The following is a 19896-nucleotide window of genomic DNA, read 5'->3' as shown; positions in this document are numbered from 1 at the left end:
GACTCAGGGACGCGCCACGGAGAACTGCATCGCCTGCGGCCGGCGCAGCTCGGCATCGCGGCAGATCGAGAGCACCTGGGCGATCACGGCGCGCGTGTCACGCGGATCGATCACGCCGTCGTCGAGCAGGCGCGCGCTGGTGGTGAACACGCTGGTCTGGCTCTCGAAGCGCTCGATGATGCGGCGCTCCAGCTCGTCGAGCTTGGCCTGGTCCACCGCGCCCTTGCGCTTCATCGCGGCCTCGGTGACCATGACCATGGTGCCGGCCGCCTGCTCGGCGCCCATCACGGCCGTCCTCGCGTTGGGCCACGAGAAGCAGAAGCGCGGATGGAAGCCGCGCCCGCACATGCCGTAGTTGCCGGCGCCGTAGGAGGCGCCGCAATAGAGCGTGATCTGCGGCACGGTGGCGTTGGTCACGGCCTGGATCATCTTGGAGCCGTGCTTGATCATGCCGGCCTCCTCATGCGCCTTGCCGACCATGTAGCCGGTCGTGTTGTTGAGGTAGAGGATCGGCGTCCGTGCCTGGCAGCAGGCCTGGATGAAGTGGGTTGCCTTGTTGGCGCCGGCGCTGTCGATGGGGCCGTTGTTGGTGACGACGCCGAGCGGCAGCCCCTCGATCTTGATGTGGCCGACCACGGTGGCGCTGCCGTAGTTCTCGCCGAAGGCCAGGAACTCGGAGTCGTCGGCGATGCGCGCGATCACCTGCCGCATGTCGACCGGGCGCTTGGGATCCATGGGCATGATGCCCAGCAGCTCCTCGGCGTCGTGGCGCGGCGGCTTGAAGCGGCGCGGCGCCTCGGCCGGCAGCTCGCGGTTCCAGTCGATGTGGGCGAGGATCTCGCGCGCGATGCGGATCGCGTCGCGGTCGTCTTCGGCCAGGTAGTCACCGAGGCCCGAGATCGAGGTGTGCATGAGGGCGCCGCCTAGCTCCTCCTCGGTCGCGATCTCGCCGGTCGCGGCCTTCAGCAGCGGCGGCCCGGCGAGAAAGGCGCGCGAGCGGCCCCGCACCATCACGATGTAGTCCGACAGGCCCGTCTGGTAGGCGCCGCCAGCGGTGGAGGAGCCGTGCGTCACCGTGATCACCGGCAGGCCGGCCGCCGACATGCGCGCGAGGTTGCGGAACAGGCTGCCGCCCTTGATGAACTCCTCGACCTTGTAGGTGAGCAGGTTGGCGCCTGCGCTCTCGACCAGCTGGACGTAAGGCAGCTTGTTCTCGAGCGCGAGCTCCTGCATGCGCAGCGCCTTGTCGAGGCCCATGGGCTGCAGCGCGCCGGCATCGATGCCTGAGTCGGAGGCATTGACCATTACGCGCACGCCCGAGACCCAGCCGATGCCGCCGATGATGCCGCCGCCCGGCACGCTCTGGTCGAGCTCGGGCTTGTCCAGGCCGAGACCGGCCAGCGATGCGATTTCGAGAAAAGGCGAGCCCGGATCGAGCAGCAGCGAAACCCGATCGCGCGGCAGCAGCTGGCCGCGTTGCTCGAAGCGCTCGCGCGATCGGGCCGAGCTCGCCGCGCTGCGCTGCTCGCAGGCGCGCACGCGTTCGAGCAGGGCCAGCATGCCCTCGCGGTTGGCCTGGAAGGATTCGCCGTCGGGATAGATGGTCGACTCGATGCTTGCCATGTTCTTTTTCCTTGCGCCTCAAAGGCCCAGCTGCCGCGCGGCCAGGTCCTTCATGACCTCTTCCGATCCGCCGCCGATCATCATCACCTTGACCTCGCGGTAGATGCGCTCGCTCTTCGTGCCGCGCATGTAGCCCATGCCGCCCAGCAGCTGCACCGCCTGGTCGGCGCAGAACTGCATGGCCTGCGTCGCCTGGACCTTGGCCAGGCAGATGCGCGCCACCAGTTGCGCCGGATCGGCGAGCTGGTGCTCGATGCGGTAGGCCAGGTCGTAGACGAGCGTGCGCGCGGCGTCGATGCGCAGGGTCATGTCCATCAGCTTGTGGCGCACCACCTGCCGCTCGGACAGCGCCGTGCCGCCGATCGTGCGCTGGCGCGCCCAGTCCACAGCCTCCTCCAGACAGACCTCGGCATAGCCGCAGGCCAGCGACGCCATCAGCAGGCGCTCGGTGTTGAAGTTGCGCATGAAGAGCTTGAAGCCGCGGTTCTCCTCGCCCACGAGGTTGGCCACCGGCACCCGGCAGTCGTCGAAGCGAAGGTGCGCGGTGTCGGAACTCCACCAGCCCATCTTCTTGAGCGGCGTGCGGGTAAGCCCCGGCGTGCCACCCTCGATCACCAGCGCCGAGATGCCGCCGGCGCCCAAGACCTTCGGGGCGGTGCGCACCGCAGTCGTGATGAAGTCGGCGCGCACGCCCGAGGTGATGAAGGTCTTCTCGCCGTTCACGATGTAGTGATCGCCGTCGCGGATCGCGGTGGTCTTCAGGTTGGCCACGTCGGAGCCGCCCGAGGGCTCGGTGACGGCCAGCGCAGCAATCTTGCGGCCCGCGAGCACCGGCGGGATGACGCGGCGTTTCAACTCTTCGCTGCCCGCGGCAAGAATCGGCGGCAGCGCGATGCCGTGCGAGTTCATCGAGGCCTGCACGCCGCCAGAACCGCAGCGCGCGAACTCCTCGGCCACCACGAGCTGGTAGAACACGTCGGCCGGCGTGCCGCCGTATTCCTCCGGATAGCCCAGCCCCAGGATGCCGAGTTCGGCCGAGCGCGCATAGAGCGAGCGCGGAAAGGTCTCGGCCTCGTCCCACGCGTTCACGTTGGGCGTGATCTCGCGCGAGATGAAGTCGCGGACGCTGGCGCGGAACTGCTCGTGATCGGGACTGAAATAGAAGGGCAGCGGCGGCGCATCGAGAAAGTCCATTGACGACTCCTTGTCGCGACCAAGGCTAGCGGCCCGGCGCGCCCAGGTCTTGCGCGTAGTGGCTGCGGCCCTGGTCCACTAGCGAGTTGACGCAAGCGCAGCGCGCGGCGGATCGCTAAGCTGCATCTCCATGACAAGCAGCAGCAAGATCGTCCGCATCGGCGGCGCCTCCGGCTTCTGGGGCGACAGCATGGTGGCCGCGCCGCAACTGGTGAAGGGAGGGCGGCTCGACTACCTGGTGTTCGACTACCTGGCCGAGACCACGATGGCCATCCTGGCGGCGGCGCGCGCCAAGCAGCCCCAGCTGGGCTGGGCCACCGACTTCGTCGACATCGCGATGAAGGCGGTGCTCGGCGAGGTGAAGCGGCAAGGGATCAAGGTGATCAGCAACGCGGGCGGCATCAATCCGCACGGCTGCGCGGCCGCGCTGCAGGCCATGGCCGAGGCCGAAGGCATCGCGCTGCGCATCGCCGTGGTCGAGGGCGACGACATCGGCGCGCAGATGCCGGCCGTGCGCAAGCGCGGCATCCAGGACATGTTCAGCGGCGAAGCCTTGCCCGAGAAGGTGCTGAGCGCCAACGCCTACCTCGGCGCGGCGCCGATCGCCGCCGCGCTGGCGGCCGGTGCCGAGGTGGTGATCACCGGACGCTGCGTCGACAGCGCCGTGACGCTGGGGCCGCTGATGCACGAATTCGGCTGGACCCACGACGACTTCGACCTGCTGGCCTCCGGCAGCCTCGCCGGCCACATCATCGAGTGCGGCTGCCAGGCGACCGGCGGCCTGCACACCGACTGGGAAGAGATCCCGGACTGGGCAAACATCGGCTACCCGATCGTCGAGTGCCATGCCGACGGCAGCTTCGTCCTGACCAAGCCCGAGGGCACCGGCGGCAAGGTGGTCCGCGCGGCGGTGGCCGAGCAACTGCTCTACGAGATCGGCGACCCCGGCGCCTATCTGCTACCGGACGTGAGCTGCGACTTCCGCGAGGTCGTGATCGAGCAGCAGGGAGAGAACCGCGTGCGCGTGAGTCCTGCCAAAGGACGCCCGCCGACGCCGAGCTACAAGGTTTCGGCGACCCAGCAGGGTGGCTACCGCTGCGCGGGCAGCCTGGTGATCGTCGGCATCGATGCCGAGAAGAAGGCCCGACGCACGGCCGAGGCGATCATCGAGCGCACCGGCCGCATCCTGCGCGAGAGCGGGCAGCCGCCCTTCACCTCCACCTACATCGAAGTGATCGGCGCCGAGTCGCTCTACGGCCCGCATGCGTGCACGCGGGCGTCGCGCGAGGTCATGATGCGGGTGGTGGCCAATCATCCGCAGAAGGCCGCGCTCGCGATGTTCGCGCGCGAGATCGCGCCGGCGGGCACCTCGTGGGCGCCCGGCACCACGGGCCCGGGCGGCGGGCGGCCTTCGGTGTCGCCTCTGATCGAGCCCTTCTCTTTTCTGCTGGAGAAAGAGGCGGTGCCGGTCGCCTTCGTGCTCGACGGCGAGCGGCATGCGGTGCCCGTTCCGGCGGGAACGGGCGACGGCGTCGCGCCCGATGTGCCAACGCCCTCTCCATGGATCGATCCCGATGAGCCGATGGAGGAAGTGCGCCTCATCCAGCTCGCCTGGGCGCGCAGCGGCGACAAGGGCAACCTCTCGAACATCGGCCTGGTCGCACGCCGCCCCGAATGGCTGCCGCTGCTGTGGGAACGCGTGACGCCCGATGCCGTGGGCGCCTATTTCGCGCACCTGGTTCACGGCAAGGTGGAACGCTTCTACCTGCCCGGCATCGCCGCGATGAACCTGCTGCTGCACGATGCGCTCGACGGCGGCGGGCCTTCATCGATGCGCATGGATCCGCTCGGCAAGGGCATGGGGCAGATGCTGCTGGACATGCGGATCAAGGTTCCGCGTTCGCTGGCCGCGGGGCTTTGAATGCAGAGCAGGCCCGACACCCGCTTCGCCCCCGCCGCCGAATTCGGCCGCAGCGAACTCACCGCGCTCTGGAATCGCGCCTACGAAAACTACTTCGTTCCGATCGCCTTCACCGAACCGCTCTTCGAGAGACATCTGCGGCGCGCGAGCGCCGACCTGGACCTTTCCAGGCTGCTCCTGATCGGCGACGCGCTCCATGGCATTTCGCTCGTGGGCCGCAAGCAGGAGCGTGCCTACTTGGCCGGCTTCGGCATCGCCGGCGCGCAGCGGGGCCGAGGGCTGGCAAGGGCGCTGCTCGAGGCACAGATCTCGGCCTTGTCGGACGCGGGGATGCGCGAAATCGTCCTCGAGGTCATCGAGCAGAACCCGGCCCGCATGCTGTACCGCAAGGCGGGCTTCGCGGAGATTCGGCCCTTGGTGGTTCTGGAGGGAACACTTGCGCAAGGCCGCGCATCTGCCGGTATGGCGCTCGACGCTGCCGCCCTCGCATCCGCGCATGCGCTGTGCAATGCGGACACACGTCCGACCTGGCGCCGCGAAATCCCCACGGTGCTGGGCGCCGTCGCGACCGAGGGGGCAGTAGCCCTCGGCGTGCAGCGGGACGCCGCCATCGTCGGCTACGCCGTCTATCTCGAAGGCAGCGAGAACAGCGCGCTGCTCGATGCCGGCGCGCTCGACGAGGCCGCGGCTTCCGATCTGCTGGACGCCCTCGCCTGCGCGCGCGTCGGCACGACATGGCGGCTGGTCGACGAGCCGCCGGACAGCGCCCTGTTTCGCGCGGCGACCGCGCGCGGGCTGGCAACCGGCATCCGTCAGGTGGAGATGCAACTCGCGCTCTGAGAGAATGCCGCCCCTATCCCTGATCCCGCATCCATGAATATCGTCGTCAACGAAGAACTAAGAACCTATATCGACCCGTTGACCCCCGAGGAACACGAAGCGCTGGAGCGAAGCATCCTGGCCGAAGGCTGTCGCGATGCACTGGTGCTGTGGGGCGATGTCCTGGTAGATGGCCACAACCGCTACGGCATCTGCCAGAAGCACGGGCTGCCGTTCCAGACAGTGCAGAACACGCGCTTCCAATCCATCGAGGACGTGCACCTGTGGATGATCGACCAGCACCTGGGCCGACGCAGCGTCTCGGACTTCCTGCGAGGCGTGCTGGCGCTCAGAAAGAAGGAGATCGTGGCCGAACGGCAGGCCCGCACGCCGGCAGCGACCGCGCCGGCAGAGGTTCAGACCTCGGCAGACTCGTCCGCGCCGTTGAACAGCCGTGAAGCCGTCGCCAAGGCCGCGCGCATCAGCAGCAGCCAGGTGGTGATGATCGAGAAGATCCGCAAGCAGGCCGCGCCCGAGCTGGTGGCGGCCGTCAAGTCCGGCACGATCTCGATCAATGCCGCGGCGGCCGTGGCGAGCTTGCCGGCCGAAGAACAGGTGGCTGCCGCAATCGCCGGCAAGGATGAACTGAAGCAGGTCGCAAAGCGTGTCCGCGAGGCCAGGCGCAAGCCGCGCGAAGAATCGGCGCCATCCGACGACTCGGCAAAGCCCGATCTCGTGCAACGGCTGGAACAGCGCGTGGCCGAACTGACGGCCGAGAACGAAGACTTGCGCAGGCAAGTGGCCGATCTGCTGCAGGCGCAGCGGACGGGCTAGCCGAAAGGCTGGTGCCCCTCTGCTGCACCAGCCTTTCTGTTACAGCGGATTCACCCGCCCCGCTCTCACACCACCGGAGCGAGGAACGCGACCAGCTTGCCCGCGTTGGCGACGAAGTCGCTGGTCGAGATGCCCAGCGGCCGCTCGCGCGGCTGGTAGGGCTCGATCCCGGGCGGGGTGAGCGGGTCGTACGGCGAGGTGTCGTAGACGTCGCCCACGTGCTTGCTGCGGTAGGCGTCGCCCGTATACGGCGTGGTGGGGCCGTTGCCGCGGAACGGGTTGGTGACGAACGCGATCGGCGAGAGCCAATAGTCCTTGTCGCCGAGCGCGTCGACCACCGCCTGTGCCTGCGCCTCGGTGACCGTCGGGCTGGTCATCGTCGCGCCCGCGAACAGGTCGGGGAAGTCGACTTCGCGCAGCGAGAAGTACTTCGGCAGGTCTCTCGGCCTGCTGACCTTCAGCGGCGACCCCGCAGTCATCTCGGCGATCGCGGCATCGCTCATCGACGCGAGCTGGTCGTAGGTTGTCTGAAGACTGCCGATGTTGACGCTGCGGCCCGCCGAGTAGTGGCTGAGCGTGGCGCGATGGTCGTGATCGAAGTAGTACGCGCCGTTCCAGATGTTCGAGCCATAGCGGTGGACGAAGCGCGGCTGGTTCGTCCCCAGTTCGATGAAGGTGGGATGCGTGCGTCCGGCGAGCTGCGGGTTGTCGGCAATCATCTCGGGCGTCAGCTTGCAGCTGTTGAGCCACGCGATCGCTTCCGGCACCCGCGCCAGGAACGTCCTGTCGCCGGTCAGCCGGAAGTAGTGGAACAGCTGCAGCACGTTGGTCTGCGTCGTGTGCGTCGCGAGCGAGCGCGGCTCGTAGGTGCGCGCGCCGGCCGGCGCCCCGGCCGAGCGGCCGTCGCGGTCCTCGGTCAGGTGCTGCAGCGCCCAGCCGGCCTGCGGCCCCGGCTGCTGCAGGCGCCGCAGGCATTGCATCGCGCGCTGCACCGGTTCGATCAAGCGGGTCTCGCCGAGTCCCACCACGCACATCAGCATGAACTTGATGTTCTCGCCGGCCACGTCGTCGTTGAACGTGATCTGGCGCGTGTAGTCGCCGTCTTCCATGCCCTGGGTCGCGCCGGGCGGCAGCTGTTGCGGGTTGGGCAGCGGCATCGCCGAGACCGAGCCCGGGAACGGCGGATAACGTTGCGGCCAGCCGCCGTCGGCGATGCCGCTGCTGAACTGCGCGCCGGTCACGAAGTCGATCGCCTTGTACAGCGGGCCGCGGAAGCGCCGATCGCGCTTCTCGAGGTACATGCGCAGCAGGAACTGCGACGCCACCGCGGTGCCCGCGTCGTCGAAGGTCGCGTTGCCGTAGTAGTGCTGGAACTCCTCGAGCCGCCAGCCGTTGGCGCCGATCGTCTCGTACCAATGCTTGAGCGAGGCCTCGCCGGCGAAGTCATGGATGTAGTTCCAGCCGCCGGCCGGATGCTGCGCCGCAATCAGCGCAAGCGCGGTGCGCTCGGCGGCCTTGTAGAAGAGCTCGTCGCCGGTCGCGTGGTAGGCGTCTAGGAAGGCGTGGCCGGCCGAAGGCGTGCCGGGCGGCTGGATCCAGCACATGGTGCGCTTGGCCTCCATCTCGCCCCAGCTGACCGACAGGTCGGGCAGGTAGGCCCAGACGTAGCCGCCTCGGTAAGACACTTCTTCGTCCATGAAGCGGACCGCTTGCCGCAGCGCCGAGCGGACGCGCTTGCGGAACTTGTCTGCGGCATCAGGTTTCTCGTCCGCGACAGCGTCGGGTTTCGAGCTCCCGGCGCTGGCAAGGGCTGGGGCCCCGCCATCGCCGCCGCCACCGCAGGCGGCCAGGGCCAGCGGGCTGAGTCCGGACATCACGAATCTTCTGCGTTTCATCGCTGCTCCTCAAAAGGTGGATTCGCCCACCTCCGGTAACACCGGGGGAATCTCATGCCCTGGTGGCCGGGGATCGGGCCGTGGACGAGACCCGGCCGGGCGGCGAGCGCACGGCACGGTTTCGACGGCATGTGCGCCGGAACGCTTGGTTGTCATGATTCTTGGCGCCACGGTGCAGCATGTCGTCGGTCATCGTATGACTTGAGCTTCCGGTCAGGACTGGTGGAAACCATGACTGGCACAGTACGCCCGCCACTGAAGTGCAATCAACGGCTGCGGATCAGGTCCGTCTGCACACCTATGACATCAGACGACATAGACGTGTGATACGCCATCGCGCGGCCGCCGTGTCGACCGAGGTCCTGCGGGGTTTCCCTATTTTTTAGTTATCTCTGAAAACTATATTGATTATTTGAAATAACTTTATAGCTACCCGGGTCCACCCCGGGCCAGGAGTCCAAGATGCTCGCCCCGTCGGCATTGAAGACGAGCCCTGTTTTCCCGGTCACATCGATGGCCCACGAACCGCCTCACCTCAGAGGGCCGTGCGGTCCGCCTTCACGCAAGCGGAGATGAACACGGTGGCCAACTCGGTGCTCGCGCGTTGCGACGCGCTGGACGGAGCGGCGGACGGGATGGTCGCGGACGTCCAGATGTGCAAACAGGCATTCGATCTGGCCACCGCCGTACCCACATGCGGCAGCGCGCGCGACGGCAGCTGCCTCACGGCCGCGCAAAAGAGCGTGCTCGACAACGTCTTCTCCGGCGCGAGGAACAGCGCGGGCACGGCGATCTACAGCAGCTTTCCCTACGATGCCGGCATCAACCGTGCCGACTGGCGCCAGTGGGAGTTCTCCTATTCGCAAAGCCTGGATACCGCGGTCGGCTTCGTTTTCAGCACCCCGCCGCTGGGACCGAGCCGCCCGTCCGGGCATCGATTTCGCGCTCGGATTCAGCATGGACATCGATGCGCCGAGCATCTTCGCGAGCACTGCGCTCTACACCGAGTCATCGATGTCCTTCATGACGCCGCCGAACCCGAGCAACCTTTCCGCGCTTCGCGACCGCGGCAGCAAGCTCATCGTCTATCACGGCACCAGCGATGCGGTGTTCTCGTCGGACGACACGACAAGTTGGTACGAGCAATTGCGCGCGGCGAACGGCGGCGATGCATCCGGCTTTGCTCGCTTCTTTCCGGTGCCCGGCATGAATCATTGCGGGCGCGGCCCAGCCACCGACCAGTTCGACATGCTGACGCCGCTCGTCGTGGGTGGAACAGGGCAAGGCGCCTACGGCGATCATTGCCGCGGCTCGCGGGGCGGGCGCCAATGTGGTCAACACCGAATTGCCTGCCGACTGGTCGGCCGATCGCACGCCGCCGCTGTGCCCGTATCCAAAAACGGCGGCCTACGTAGGCGACAGCATCGAATCGGCCTCCAGCTTCGCGTGCCGATAGCAGCCGGTGCGCACCTGGCCGGCGGAGAGTGTGAGATTCGAACTCACGGACGGTTGCCCGTCGGCAGTTTTCAAGACTGCTGGTTTAAACCACTCACCCAACTCTCCGGGACTGTCTTCGCCTTGCGCGAAGGCGTGCGGGCGATTTTAGTCGCCGGGCGGAGTCGGGGCCCACCCGCGCATCACCAGGTCCACAATGCCCGTGGCCCAGGCGCGGCGCTCTTCGGGGCCTGCGAGCGGCTTCGAGATGAAGAAACGCACGCCGCCAAAGGCCAGCGTCGAAAGCTGCACCGCCGCCAGTTCCGCAGAAGGCACGTGCAGCTTTCCGGTGCGGTGGGCCTCGGCCAGGTACTCGACCACCGGTGCGAGCACGTAGCTGTTCTCGGCATAGAGCGACTTCGCGAGTTCAGGAAAGCGCACGGCCTCCGCGATCACCAGGCGCAGCAGGGCCAGCGTCTTCGGCTCGGTGGCGCCGAGGTACATGCGTTCGACCAGGTCGAGCAGGATCTCCCTTTCGTCGGCACCGTGCCGCACGAGAGTGGCCTGCATGGTGTCGCGGGCACTGCTGACCGCACGGTGCACGACCTCCCGAAACAAGGCCTCCTTGTTCTCGAACTGGCGGTAGATGGTGATCTTGGCGACGCCCGCATCGCGCGCGATGGCCTCGATGCTGGTCGCCGCGTAGCCGTTCTCGAGAAAAGACTTCAATGCAGCAGCGAGGAAGGACTCGCGCAGGGCCGCCGCCTGCTCTGGACTGGGTCGTCCACGCGACCTGCGCTGGGTTTCATCCGGGAGCGTTCGGTTCGGCATGGTTTTCCGCTCACGCATCCGGCAGGAAGATGGCCTGCAGATCGCTCAGGAAGTCGAAGCCGCGCGCCGTCGGCCAGACGCGCGCGAGGTCACGCTCGATCAGGCCTTTGCGCTCGGCTTCCTCGAGCCCGCGCTGAATGGCGGTGATGGCCAGCCCGGTGCGTTCGCCGAACTGCGCCAGCGTGAAGCCCTCCTTGAGGCGCAGGGCGTTGAGCATGAATTCGAAGGGCAGCTCGGCAAGGCCGACCTCGTCGCTCTGCGCGACTGCCTGGCCGGCGAGCGCATTGTCCATGTAGAGACGCGGCTCCCGGAAGCGGACCTGCCGTACCACGCGGTGCGCAAAACTCAGCTTGCTGTGCGCGCCGGCGCCGATGCCGAGGTAGTCGCCGAACTGCCAGTAGTTGAGGTTGTGCGCGCAATGGTGACCCACGCGCGCATAGGCCGATATCTCGTAGCGGTTGAGACCATTCTGCGCGGTGCGCTCGGTGATGCGGTCGAGCATCGCGTAGGCGGCGTCGTCTTCCGGCACCACCGGCGGAAACTTGGCGAAGTAGGTGTTGGGCTCGATGGTCAGGTGATAGACCGACAGATGCGGCGGCGCCAGCGCCAGCGCCTGATCGAGGTCCGCGTCGAGGCCCTCCAGGGTCTGGCCCGGCAGCGCGTACATCAGGTCGAGATTGAAGGTGTCGAAGGCGAGCGCTGCCTCCTCGACCGCCGCGATGGCCTGCGCGCGGTCGTGCACGCGGCCGAGCGCCTTCAGGTGCTCGTCGTTGAAGCTCTGCACGCCGACCGACAGCCGCGTGACGCCGGCCGCTCGGTAGGCGCGGAAGCGATCGAGCTCGAAGGTGCCGGGGTTGGCCTCCAGCGTGATCTCGCAGTCGGGCGCGAGCTTGAGCCGGGCACGCAGGTCGCCGAGCAGGCGGTCGATGGCGGCCGGCGAGAACAAGCTGGGCGTGCCGCCACCGATGAAGATGGTGTGCACGCTGCGGCCCCAGATCAGGGGCAGAGCGGCGTCGAGGTCCGCGATCAGCGCATCGAGATAGCGTTGCTCCGGCAATGCGTCGCCATCGCCGCCGCGCCACTCGTGCGAGTTGAAGTCGCAATAAGGGCACTTGCGCAGGCACCAGGGCAGATGGACGTAGAGCGACAGCGGCGGCAGCGCCGACAGCTGCAGCGGCCCCGGCCGCATCAGGTGCAGCACGTCGTTGGCATGAGCCGCACCACCGGCGCGCTCCTGCGCGTTGCTGGTGATCGGGACGACGAGGCTCACAGCCAGCGCTCCCGCATCAAGGCCAGCATCGCGCGCGCTGCCTGGCCGCGATGGCTGTTGGCGTTCTTCACTTCGGTCGCCAGCTGGGCGAAGGTCTTGCCGAACTGCGGCAGCCACATGACTGGATCGAAACCGAAGCCGTTGTCGCCGATGGGCTCGCGCGTGATCTCGCCCGCGGCGCGACCCACGGCGATCAAGGGTTCGGGATCGTCGGCGCGGCGCAGCGCAACCAGCGTGCTGACGAGCGCGGCGCGGCGGTCGGCGACGCCGGCCATCTGCTCAAGCAGCGCGCGCACGTTGTTCGCGTCGCCCTTCTCGTAGCCGAACTGGGTGGCGTAGTAGGCGGTGGCCACGCCGGGCAGCCCGCCGAATGCCTCGACGCAAAGGCCCGCATCGTCCGCGATGGCCGGCAGGCCGGTCGCTGCCGAGGCGTGGCGCGCCTTGGCCAGCGCGTTCTCGACGAAGGTGAGAAAGGGTTCCTCGGCCTCGCCGACCTGGAGTTCAGACTGCCGCACCAGCTCGACGCCGAGCGGCGCAAACAAGGCCTGCAGCTCGGCGAGCTTGCCGGCGTTGTTGGAGGCCAGAACCAGCTTCATCCGTTCGACAATGCCTGCGCCTGCAGCCTAGTCAATTCGGCGATACCCTTTTCGGCCAGCACCAGCAGCGCATTCATCTCTTCGCGCGAGAAGGCCGCTCCTTCGGCCGTACCCTGCACTTCGACGAAATGGCCGGCGCCGGTCATCACCACGTTCATGTCGGTGTCGCAGGCCGAGTCTTCGATGTATTCGAGATCCAGCAAGGGCGTGCCCTGCACGATGCCGACGGAGACCGCGGCCACGTGGCCGCGAATGGGCGAGGCCGCGATCTTGCCCGCGGCCAGCAGCTTGTCGACTGCATCCTGCGCCGCCACGAAGGCGCCGGTGATCGCGGCCGTGCGCGTACCGCCGTCGGCCTGCAGCACATCGCAGTCGAGATGGATCGTGCGCTCCCCCAGCGCGGCCAGATCGAACACGGCGCGCATGGAGCGGCCGATGAGGCGCTGGATTTCCTGCGTGCGGCCGCTCTGCTTGCCGCGCGCCGCTTCTCGATCGCTGCGCGTATGCGTGGCGCGCGGCAGCATGCCGTACTCGGCCGTGACCCAGCCCTCGCCGCTGCCGCGCTTGTGCGGCGGCACCTTTTCCTCGACCGAGGCGGTGCACAACACGCGCGTCTGGCCGAACTCGATCAGCACCGAGCCCTCGGCGTGAATCGTGAAACCGCGCGTGACGCGCACGGGGCGCAACTGGTCGGCGGCACGGCCGCCGCTTCGTACGAAAACTGTCATGTGGAGCGAAAAAAGAAGGAAGAAAAATCAGGCTTTGCGCGCAGCGGAGCGTCGTATCGCCTCGTTGATTTCGGCAATCGAGCGTTCGATCGCGTCCTCGTCGAGGTCGTCGAGTTCGCTGTCGGAGGGCATGCCGGCCTGGATGGTCGAGGCGAACACGCCGTCGCTGATGCTGTCGGTCGAAACGCCGCGTGCCTGGCCCGTCGCCTCGGGCATCTCCCACTCGAGCGCGATCAGCGTCACGTTGTCGCTGTGGGTGCCGCCGTTGCGCAGTGCCATCTCGGCCAGGTCGGGCGCCGCATCGGAGACGGGCTTGCCGGAGGAGAGCGTGTGCACGATCAGGGCTTCGTCCAGCACGCCCCAGAGGCCGTCGGAGCACAGCATGATGCGGTCGCCGCGCTGGAGCTGCAGCGGCGCCGAGATGTCGAACAGCGGCGTGGTCGGGGAACCCAGGCAGGTCAGCAGCAGGTTGCGGTTGACGATCTCGGCCCCGGCGTTGGCGCGCGGCCGCTCGGCGTGGGAGTGGTCGCGCGTGCGGGTCAGCAGCTCGCCGTCGCGCACCACGTAGAGCCGCGAGTCGCCGCAATGGATCCAGGTGGCGGTGGTCCCCTGCAAAACGGCGGCAACCACCGTCGTGCGCGGGGTGTCGAGCATGCCCTTGTTGCCTGCGTAGCGCATGATCTGCTGGTGCGCGGCCATCACCGACGCAGTCAGGAATGCCTTGACGTCCTTGACGATCGGTCGCGCCTCGCGCTGGTACAGCGCCGCGATGGTCTGCAGCGCCAGCTGGGCCGCCACCTCGCCTTCGGGATGCCCGCCCATGCCGTCCGCCAGCACGAAGAGGCCCGATTCGCGCGTGTAGCAGTAGCCCATGCGGTCTTCGTTCTTGAGACGGCCACCCTTGCGGCTGACCTGGAAGACGGAGAATTTCATGCCGGACGTGTCGTCGGCGCTGCCGCCTTCGGCAACCCCTTCTTTTCGAAGGACCGCATGTTGTCGATCGACAGCCGGACCTTCTCGCTCACCGTGAGCTTGGTGTAGCGGCGCTCGCCTTCGCGGCTCAGCTCCTTCTGCAGCGCGAAGACCGACTGCGGACGCGAGAGCGGGTCGAGCGACATGCACCACTCGACCACTTCGATCAGGTTGTCGGAGTAGATGCCGCGCAGGCGCGAGAGCGACAGGCCGAGCCGGTCTTTCTCGATGCGCTGCGGGGCGTCGTTCGGGGGATAGCCCTGCATGCAGGCATAGATGCAGGCGCCGATGGCGTAGATGTCGGTCCAGGGGCCCATCGACGAATCGCGGCGGTACATCTCTGGCGCCGCGAAGCCGGGCGTGTACATCGGGCGGATAAAGTTACCTTCCTTGGAGAGCACTTCGCGCGCGGCGCCGAAATCGATCATCACCGCGCGATCGTCGTCGGTCACGAAGATGTTGGCCGGCTTGATGTCCAGGTGAAGCATCTTGTGCTGGTGCACGATGCGCAGGCCGCGCAGGATCTCGTCGAACAGCGAACGGATGGTGGACTCACGGAAGACCTTCTGTTTCTTGAGGTCCCGCGCGGTCACGATGAAATCCTGCAGGGTGGCGCCCTCCAGGTAGTTCATGACCATGTAGACGGTTTCGTTCTCGCGGAAGAAGTTGAGCACGCTGACCACCGAGGCATGCGAGATCTGCGCGAGCGAACGCCCTTCCTCGAAAAAGCTCTTCAGCCCCAGCCGGTAGAGCGACAGCTTTTCGGGAGGCACCTGGGGCGCAAGCTCGCCGGTGCCCCGGGTTGCCAGGGAGGAAGGAAGGTATTCCTTGATGGCCACCTGCTGGCCACTTTGGTCGACGGAGAGGTAGACGACGCCGAAACCACCGGCAGAAAGCCGACGCACGACGCGATAACCGCCGATGACCGTGTCAGGCAACAGGGGCGAAGGTTTGACCTTTGACATAATCCGGGAGTTTCGCCCGAAGGCGATGGTGCGGCAAGCGAACGCCGTGCCGTCGTCTCGGTGCGTACACACAATTTCACAGCGAGGCGCAATGCCAGTTTACAGCATGACCGGCTATGCCAGCGGCCAGAACGGCCCCGCGGGCAGCCACGCCGACACCGAGCCGCGGCCCCATGGCGCGGGCCGGCTCGGGGTCGAGATTCGCTCGGTCAACAGCCGTTTTCTCGACCTCACTTTCAAATTGCCCGAGGAGTTGCGCCAGCACGAGCCGGCCTTGCGCGAACTGCTGACGGGGCAGCTCAAGCGCGGCAAGGTCGAGCTGCGCGCCTCGATCGAAGGCGGCGGTACCGCGGGCATCGGCGAACCCTCGCCCAAGTTGCTGCAGCGGCTCAACGGCGTACAGGACAACATCAAGTCCTGGCTGCCGGCTGCCCGGGAACTCAGCGTGGCGGACGTACTGCGCCTGGCGGCCGGCGACACACAGGCGAAGGGTGACTTGGGGCCTGAGCTGTCCGAGGTGGCGGAGAAGACGCTCAAGGCGCTTGTTTCGGCGCGCGAGCGCGAAGGCGCCCGGCTTGCGCGGATGCTGCAGGATCACCTTGCCCAGCTGCGCAAGCTGGTCGAGCAGGCGCTGCCGCTGGTGCCCCAGCTCGTCGAGCAGCAGCGCACCCGCTTTCTCGAGCGCTGGCAGGAGGCCATGGGCCTCGCCGCCGGCGGCACGCCACCGGAAGCGGCGCAGGATCGCGCCATGACCGAAGCCACGGCCTTTGCGATCCGCATCGATGTCGCCGAGGAGCTGACGCGCCTTAACTCGCACCTCGAAGAGATCGAGCGGCTGGTCAAGAAGGGCGGCGAGATCGGCAAACGCCTCGATTTCCTGATCCAGGAACTGCATCGCGAGGCCAACACCCTGGGCTCCAAATCGGCGACGCTCGAACTCACCCGGATCGGCGTCGACATGAAGGTGCTGATCGAGCAGATGCGCGAGCAGGTCCAGAACATCGAATAAGTAGAGAACGAGCGAATGGATTACCCCGGCAACATTTTCGTGGTCGCAGCGCCGAGCGGCGCCGGCAAATCAAGCCTGGTCAAGGCCCTGATGGAGCTCGATTCCGCCGTGCAGCCATCGGTGTCGCACACCACCCGCCCCCCGCGCGGCCAGGAAAAGCATGGTCGCGAGTACTTTTTCGCTTCGCGCTCGGAGTTCGACGCGATGGTCGCCTCCGATGCCTTCGTCGAATGGGCGCACGTTCACGGCCAGCGCTACGGCACCTCGAAGAAGGCAATCGAAGAGCGGATCGCCCAAGGCGCGGACGTCATCCTCGAAATCGACTTCCAGGGCGCGCTCCAGATCCGAAAGACCTTTGCCAACGCAGTGACGATCTTCATCCTGCCGCCGAGTTGGGAAGAACTGCGGTCCCGGCTCGAACGGCGCGGAGAGGACAGCGCCGCGGTCATCGAGCTGAGGCTGCAGAACGCCGCCGAGGAGATGGCACGCGCAAACGAATTCGACTTCGTTATAATCAACGAGTTATTTGAGCGCGCACTTTTTGACCTCAAGGCGATTGTCCACGCTCAGCGGCTCCGGTATTCCGCACAGCGCCGCGCGCGTGCCGACACTTTTGCCGCGCTGAACATTCCCTGATCCCGATCACCTGTACGTCGAAAGATCCTCATGGCCCGCATCACCGTCGAAGACTGCCTGCAACACATTCCGAACCGCTTCCAGCTGGTGCTGGCAGCCACCTACCGTGCGCGCATGCTGAGCCAGGGCCACGCGCCGAAGATCGAGAGCAAGAACAAGCCCGGTGTCACTGCCCTGCGCGAGATCGCAGAGGGCAAGATCGGGATCGAGATGCTCAAGAAAGTGCCCGGCTGAGTTGACGCACGCTTGCAACAAAGAGCACCGCCTTGCGGTGCTTTTTTTATGCCTGGACGCGTCGAATCGACTGCCACGCTAAAGTGGAAGCCATGAGCGTGGTTGTCAAGTCCCAGTCCGATGCCCCCCGAGGCACGCCACGGCCGAGTCCGGCGGCGTTGAACGCGGCTGCCGCCAGCTTCGCTGCGCTGACCGACCGGCTCGACTACCTGAGCGTCGAAGACGTCGAACAGGTGCGCCGCGCCTACCGCTTCGCCGATGAGGCGCACTTGGGACAGCTGCGCAACAGCGGCGAACCCTACATCACGCATCCTATCGCGGTGGCGGCGCAATGCGCCGAATGGAAGCTCGATGCGCAGGCCCTGATGGCCGCCCTGCTGCACGATGCCATCGAGGATTGCGGCGTGACCAAGTCGGAGCTGATCGAGCGCTTCGGTGCACCGGTCGCAGAGCTCGTCGACGGCCTCACCAAGCTGGACAAGCTCCGCTTCAACACGCGCGAGGAGAACCAGGCCGAGTCCTTCCGCAAGATGCTGCTCGCCATGGCGCGCGATGTGCGGGTGATTCTCGTCAAGCTGGCGGACCGGACGCACAACATGCGCACGCTCGACGATGCGCCGCGCGAGAAATGGGCCCGGATCTCGCGTGAGACGATCGAAATCTACGCGCCCATCGCGCACCGGCTCGGGCTCAACCAGACCTACAGGGAACTGCAGGATCTGTCGTTCCGCCATCTCAGGCCCTGGCGCTATGCGATCCTCGCAAAAGCGGTCACCAAGGCCCGCGGCCGACGCCGCGACCTGATTCAGAAGGTGCAGCAGGAACTCGAAACTGCCTTCGCCGCAGCTGGCATGAGCGTGCGGATGGCCGGCCGCGAGAAGACGCTCTATTCCATCTACCGCAAGATGGAAGAAAAGCATTTGAGCTTTGCCCAGGTGACCGACATCTACGGCTTCCGCCTGATCGTGCCGACGGTGATCGCTTGCTACACCGGGCTCGGCATCCTGCACCAGATGTACAAGCCCCTGCCCGGCAAGTTCAAGGACCACATCGCGATCGCCAAGCTCAACGGCTACCAGTCGCTGCACACCACGCTGGTCGGCCCGGCCGGCGTCAACGTCGAATTCCAGCTGCGCACCGAGGCCATGCACGTGGTGGCCGAGTCCGGCGTGGCAGCTCACTGGCTCTACAAGGCGGCCGAGCCCAGCGCGGCGACCAGCGATCGTCTGGGCGCCAAGTGGCTCCAGTCGCTGCTCGACATCCAGGATGAAACGCGCGATGCGGCCGAATTCTGGGATCACGTCAAGGTCGACCTGTTTCCCGACGCGGTCTACGTGTTCACGCCCAAGAGCCAGATCCTGGCGCTGCCCCGCGGCGCGACGGTGGTCGATTTCGCCTATGCGATCCACAGCAACATCGGCGACCACACTTCAGCCGCGCGCATCAACGGCGACCAGGTTCCGCTGCGCACCGAGCTAAAGAATGGCGACGTGGTCGAGGTGATCACGGCGCCCGTGTCGACGCCAAATCCCGCGTGGCTCGGCTTCGTGCGAACCGGACGGGCCCGCTCCAAGATCCGCCACTACCTCAAGACTCTGGCGCATGCCGAATCCGAAGGCCTGGGCGAAAAACTCCTGGCCCAGGCGTTGCGCGCCGAGGGCCTCGGCAACCTGCCCGACGATGACGAGGAGCACCAGCAGATCTGGGAAAAGCTGCTGCGATTCACCGGCAACCGCACGCGTTCGGAGTTGCTGACCGACATCGGTCTCGGCAAGCGCATCGCCAGCATCGTTGCGAAGCGGCTCATGGCGCTCCTGGCAGAACGCGGCGAGAAGCCCGATGCGCTGATGCTGAGCCGCGAGCGCTTCACCGCGCACGAAGCCGTCTCGCAAGGGGCTGTCACGCTGGACGGCAGCGAGAACTCCTCGGTCCGCTTCGCGCTCTGCTGCCGCCCCATTCCGGACGACCCGATCATGGGCTACCTCGGCCATGGCGAAGGCTTGGTCGTGCACACCGAAGCGTGCGGGGTTGGCCAACGTTTGCGCCACAAGGACAGCGAACGTTTCTTTGCCGTGGAATGGGCCGACGACCCGGTCCGGACCTTCGAGACAGGCGTCGTCATCACGGTGCGCAACGACAAAGGTGTGCTCGCACGCGTCGCCGCAACGCTGGCGGACGCGGAGGCCGACATCACCCACGTGGAGATGGCCGACGAAACGCCGCAGGACTCCACCGACCTGCGTTTCGTGATCGCAGTGCGCGACCGCACGCATCTCGAGGCCGTGCTGCGGGCCGCGCGGCGTACGCCATCCGTGCTCGCGGCCGCACGGACAGTGCCGGCCCCTTAAGCTGCAGCGGGCGGCGGATAGCTCACCGCCAGTATCTCGATCTCGTGCACGCCGCCCGGTGTCGCAAGCTTGACCACATCCCCCTCCCGCGACTTCAGCAGTGCCCTGGCAATCGGAGAAATCCAGCTGACCTGCGCTTGCGCGCTTTCGGCTTCATCGATGCCCATGATGGTCACGACGCGCTCCTCGCCGGTCTCGTCGGCGTAGCGCACGGTGGCGCCGAAGAAGACCTGGTCGCGGCCATGATGGACCGAAGGGTCCGTCACCTCCGCCACCTCGAGCCGCTTGGTGAGAAAGCGGATCCGCCGGTCGATCTCGCGCAGCCGCTTCTTTCCGTAGAGGTAGTCGCCGTTCTCCGAGCGATCGCCGTTCTTGGCCGCCCAGTGCACGGCCTCCACGACCTTGGGCCGCTCGACATCCATCAGTTCGAGCAGCTCGGCACGCAGGCGCGCGTAGCCCTGCGGGGTGATGTAGTTCTTGCTCCCGGCGGGGAGAGGCGGCGCGGCGCCGGCCGTACCGTCGTCATCATCGCCTGCATCGTTTTCTTTGGTGAATGCCTTGCTCATCGCAGAAAGCTCCAATGAAAA

The 19896-nt window shown here is 66.8% G+C and carries 17 protein-coding genes, 1 tRNA gene and 1 pseudogene; 8 read left to right on the top strand and 11 right to left on the bottom strand.

Features of this window, described 5'->3' with window-relative positions:
• Positions 1 to 3 precede the first annotated feature (3 nt).
• Together ACSQ89_RS06215 and ACSQ89_RS06210 are read right to left on the bottom strand one after the other, a co-directional pair.
• Positions 4 to 1623: an acyl-CoA carboxylase subunit beta gene (locus ACSQ89_RS06215; protein WP_436293898.1), complete on the bottom strand. Its 1620-nt coding sequence runs from the start codon at positions 1621 to 1623 to the stop codon at positions 4 to 6.
• An 18-nt stretch (positions 1624 to 1641) separates the two neighbouring features.
• Positions 1642 to 2817 carry an acyl-CoA dehydrogenase family protein gene (locus tag ACSQ89_RS06210; protein WP_436293899.1) on the bottom strand — a complete coding sequence of 392 codons (1176 nt, stop codon included), beginning with the start codon at positions 2815 to 2817 and terminating at the stop codon, positions 1642 to 1644.
• Between the two features lie 130 nt (positions 2818 to 2947).
• On the opposite strand from ACSQ89_RS06210, the gene ACSQ89_RS06205 reads away from it, so the two are divergent.
• Genes ACSQ89_RS06205 through ACSQ89_RS06195 form a run of 3 tightly spaced genes read left to right on the top strand, consistent with a single transcriptional unit; the run spans position 2948 to position 6391 of the window.
• A complete protein-coding gene (locus ACSQ89_RS06205; RefSeq protein ID WP_436293900.1) occupies positions 2948 to 4738 on the top strand; it encodes an acyclic terpene utilization AtuA family protein in 1791 nt (596 codons plus the stop codon).
• Complete coding sequence (locus ACSQ89_RS06200) at positions 4739 to 5578, top strand: GNAT family N-acetyltransferase (RefSeq protein WP_436293901.1); 840 nt, start codon at positions 4739 to 4741, stop codon at positions 5576 to 5578.
• Between the two features lie 33 nt (positions 5579 to 5611).
• Positions 5612 to 6391, top strand: a complete 780-nt coding sequence (locus tag ACSQ89_RS06195) for a plasmid replication/partition related protein (RefSeq protein WP_093109008.1) — start codon at positions 5612 to 5614, stop codon at positions 6389 to 6391.
• A gap of 65 nt (positions 6392 to 6456) precedes the next feature.
• Here the strand turns inward: ACSQ89_RS06195 and ACSQ89_RS06190 are convergent, their stop codons facing one another.
• The gene (locus ACSQ89_RS06190; protein WP_436296144.1) at positions 6457 to 8286 is read right to left on the bottom strand and encodes a pectate lyase; all 1830 of its coding nucleotides are present in this window, start codon (positions 8284 to 8286) and stop codon (positions 6457 to 6459) included.
• Positions 8287 to 8831: 545 nt separating this feature from the next.
• Here ACSQ89_RS06190 and ACSQ89_RS06185 point away from each other — a divergent pair.
• Positions 8832 to 9742: pseudogene (locus tag ACSQ89_RS06185) on the top strand (tannase/feruloyl esterase family alpha/beta hydrolase); the annotation flags it as partial.
• 22 nt (positions 9743 to 9764) lie between these two features.
• Here the strand turns inward: ACSQ89_RS06185 and ACSQ89_RS06180 are convergent.
• The 7 genes from ACSQ89_RS06180 to ACSQ89_RS06150 all read right to left on the bottom strand — a co-directional run bounded on the left by ACSQ89_RS06180 (position 9765) and on the right by ACSQ89_RS06150 (position 15082).
• Positions 9765 to 9849: transfer RNA gene (locus ACSQ89_RS06180), tRNA-Ser, on the bottom strand.
• A 39-nt stretch (positions 9850 to 9888) separates the two neighbouring features.
• The gene (locus ACSQ89_RS06175) at positions 9889 to 10449 is read right to left on the bottom strand and encodes a TetR/AcrR family transcriptional regulator (protein ID WP_170855670.1); all 561 of its coding nucleotides are present in this window, start codon (positions 10447 to 10449) and stop codon (positions 9889 to 9891) included.
• A gap of 112 nt (positions 10450 to 10561) precedes the next feature.
• Positions 10562 to 11740 (bottom strand): radical SAM family heme chaperone HemW, encoded by a 1179-nt coding sequence (gene hemW / locus ACSQ89_RS06170; protein ID WP_436293941.1) that lies wholly within the window; start codon positions 11738 to 11740, stop codon positions 10562 to 10564.
• 77 nt (positions 11741 to 11817) lie between these two features.
• Complete coding sequence (gene rdgB / locus ACSQ89_RS06165) at positions 11818 to 12417, bottom strand: RdgB/HAM1 family non-canonical purine NTP pyrophosphatase (RefSeq protein ID WP_436293903.1); 600 nt, start codon at positions 12415 to 12417, stop codon at positions 11818 to 11820.
• Positions 12414 to 13145, bottom strand: coding sequence for a ribonuclease PH (gene rph, locus ACSQ89_RS06160; protein WP_093109012.1), 732 nt, complete (start codon positions 13143 to 13145; stop codon positions 12414 to 12416). The genes rdgB and rph overlap by 4 nt, the downstream gene beginning before the upstream one ends.
• Positions 13146 to 13172: 27 nt before the next feature.
• On the bottom strand, positions 13173 to 14078 hold the full coding sequence (locus ACSQ89_RS06155; RefSeq protein ID WP_093109013.1) for a PP2C family protein-serine/threonine phosphatase: 906 nt from the start codon (positions 14076 to 14078) through the stop codon (positions 13173 to 13175).
• Positions 14075 to 15082 carry a serine/threonine protein kinase gene (locus ACSQ89_RS06150; protein ID WP_093109014.1) on the bottom strand — a complete coding sequence of 336 codons (1008 nt, stop codon included), beginning with the start codon at positions 15080 to 15082 and terminating at the stop codon, positions 14075 to 14077. Before ACSQ89_RS06150 ends, ACSQ89_RS06155 begins: the two co-directional genes overlap by 4 nt.
• Positions 15083 to 15173: 91 nt before the next feature.
• Here ACSQ89_RS06150 and ACSQ89_RS06145 point away from each other — a divergent pair, with 91 nt between their 5' ends.
• The 4 genes from ACSQ89_RS06145 (at position 15174) to ACSQ89_RS06130 (ending at position 19309) form a co-directional block, all read left to right on the top strand.
• The gene (locus tag ACSQ89_RS06145; RefSeq protein WP_093109015.1) at positions 15174 to 16091 is read left to right on the top strand and encodes a YicC/YloC family endoribonuclease; all 918 of its coding nucleotides are present in this window, start codon (positions 15174 to 15176) and stop codon (positions 16089 to 16091) included.
• Positions 16092 to 16106: 15 nt separating this feature from the next.
• Complete coding sequence (gene gmk / locus ACSQ89_RS06140; RefSeq protein WP_436293904.1) at positions 16107 to 16727, top strand: guanylate kinase; 621 nt, start codon at positions 16107 to 16109, stop codon at positions 16725 to 16727.
• 30 nt (positions 16728 to 16757) lie between these two features.
• Positions 16758 to 16961, top strand: coding sequence for a DNA-directed RNA polymerase subunit omega (gene rpoZ, locus ACSQ89_RS06135; protein WP_093109017.1), 204 nt, complete (start codon positions 16758 to 16760; stop codon positions 16959 to 16961).
• Between the two features lie 92 nt (positions 16962 to 17053).
• Positions 17054 to 19309, top strand: coding sequence for a RelA/SpoT family protein (locus ACSQ89_RS06130; RefSeq protein WP_436293905.1), 2256 nt, complete (start codon positions 17054 to 17056; stop codon positions 19307 to 19309).
• Here ACSQ89_RS06130 and greB read toward each other — a convergent pair.
• Positions 19306 to 19875, bottom strand: a complete 570-nt coding sequence (gene greB / locus ACSQ89_RS06125) for a transcription elongation factor GreB (RefSeq protein ID WP_093109019.1) — start codon at positions 19873 to 19875, stop codon at positions 19306 to 19308. The genes ACSQ89_RS06130 and greB overlap by 4 nt on opposite strands.
• Between the last annotated feature and the right edge of the window lie 21 nt (positions 19876 to 19896).

The sequence above is a fragment of the Variovorax sp. LjRoot175 genome (assembly GCF_964253805.1).
Classification (GTDB): domain Bacteria; phylum Pseudomonadota; class Gammaproteobacteria; order Burkholderiales; family Burkholderiaceae_C; genus Variovorax.
The sequence above is the reverse complement of the archived record's forward strand: the minus strand, read 5'-3'. Positions and strand labels throughout refer to the sequence as shown.

Excerpts from the sequence above, each read along its gene's own strand:
- ACSQ89_RS06215 (WP_436293898.1), bottom strand. The coding sequence starts at position 1,623 with ATGGCAAGCATCGAGTCGACCATCTATCCCGACGGCGAATCCTTCCAG.
- ACSQ89_RS06210 (WP_436293899.1), bottom strand. The coding sequence starts at position 2,817 with ATGGACTTTCTCGATGCGCCGCCGCTGCCCTTCTATTTCAGTCCCGAT.
- ACSQ89_RS06205 (WP_436293900.1), top strand. The coding sequence starts at position 2,948 with ATGACAAGCAGCAGCAAGATCGTCCGCATCGGCGGCGCCTCCGGCTTC.
- ACSQ89_RS06200 (WP_436293901.1), top strand. The coding sequence starts at position 4,739 with ATGCAGAGCAGGCCCGACACCCGCTTCGCCCCCGCCGCCGAATTCGGC.
- ACSQ89_RS06195 (WP_093109008.1), top strand. The coding sequence starts at position 5,612 with ATGAATATCGTCGTCAACGAAGAACTAAGAACCTATATCGACCCGTTG.
- ACSQ89_RS06190 (WP_436296144.1), bottom strand. The coding sequence starts at position 8,286 with ATGAAACGCAGAAGATTCGTGATGTCCGGACTCAGCCCGCTGGCCCTG.
- hemW (WP_436293941.1), bottom strand. The coding sequence starts at position 11,740 with ATGCGGCCGGGGCCGCTGCAGCTGTCGGCGCTGCCGCCGCTGTCGCTC.
- rdgB (WP_436293903.1), bottom strand. The coding sequence starts at position 12,417 with ATGAAGCTGGTTCTGGCCTCCAACAACGCCGGCAAGCTCGCCGAGCTG.
- rph (WP_093109012.1), bottom strand. The coding sequence starts at position 13,145 with ATGACAGTTTTCGTACGAAGCGGCGGCCGTGCCGCCGACCAGTTGCGC.
- ACSQ89_RS06155 (WP_093109013.1), bottom strand. The coding sequence starts at position 14,078 with ATGAAATTCTCCGTCTTCCAGGTCAGCCGCAAGGGTGGCCGTCTCAAG.
- ACSQ89_RS06150 (WP_093109014.1), bottom strand. The coding sequence starts at position 15,082 with ATGTCAAAGGTCAAACCTTCGCCCCTGTTGCCTGACACGGTCATCGGC.
- ACSQ89_RS06145 (WP_093109015.1), top strand. The coding sequence starts at position 15,174 with ATGCCAGTTTACAGCATGACCGGCTATGCCAGCGGCCAGAACGGCCCC.
- gmk (WP_436293904.1), top strand. The coding sequence starts at position 16,107 with ATGGATTACCCCGGCAACATTTTCGTGGTCGCAGCGCCGAGCGGCGCC.
- rpoZ (WP_093109017.1), top strand. The coding sequence starts at position 16,758 with ATGGCCCGCATCACCGTCGAAGACTGCCTGCAACACATTCCGAACCGC.
- ACSQ89_RS06130 (WP_436293905.1), top strand. The coding sequence starts at position 17,054 with ATGAGCGTGGTTGTCAAGTCCCAGTCCGATGCCCCCCGAGGCACGCCA.
- greB (WP_093109019.1), bottom strand. The coding sequence starts at position 19,875 with ATGAGCAAGGCATTCACCAAAGAAAACGATGCAGGCGATGATGACGAC.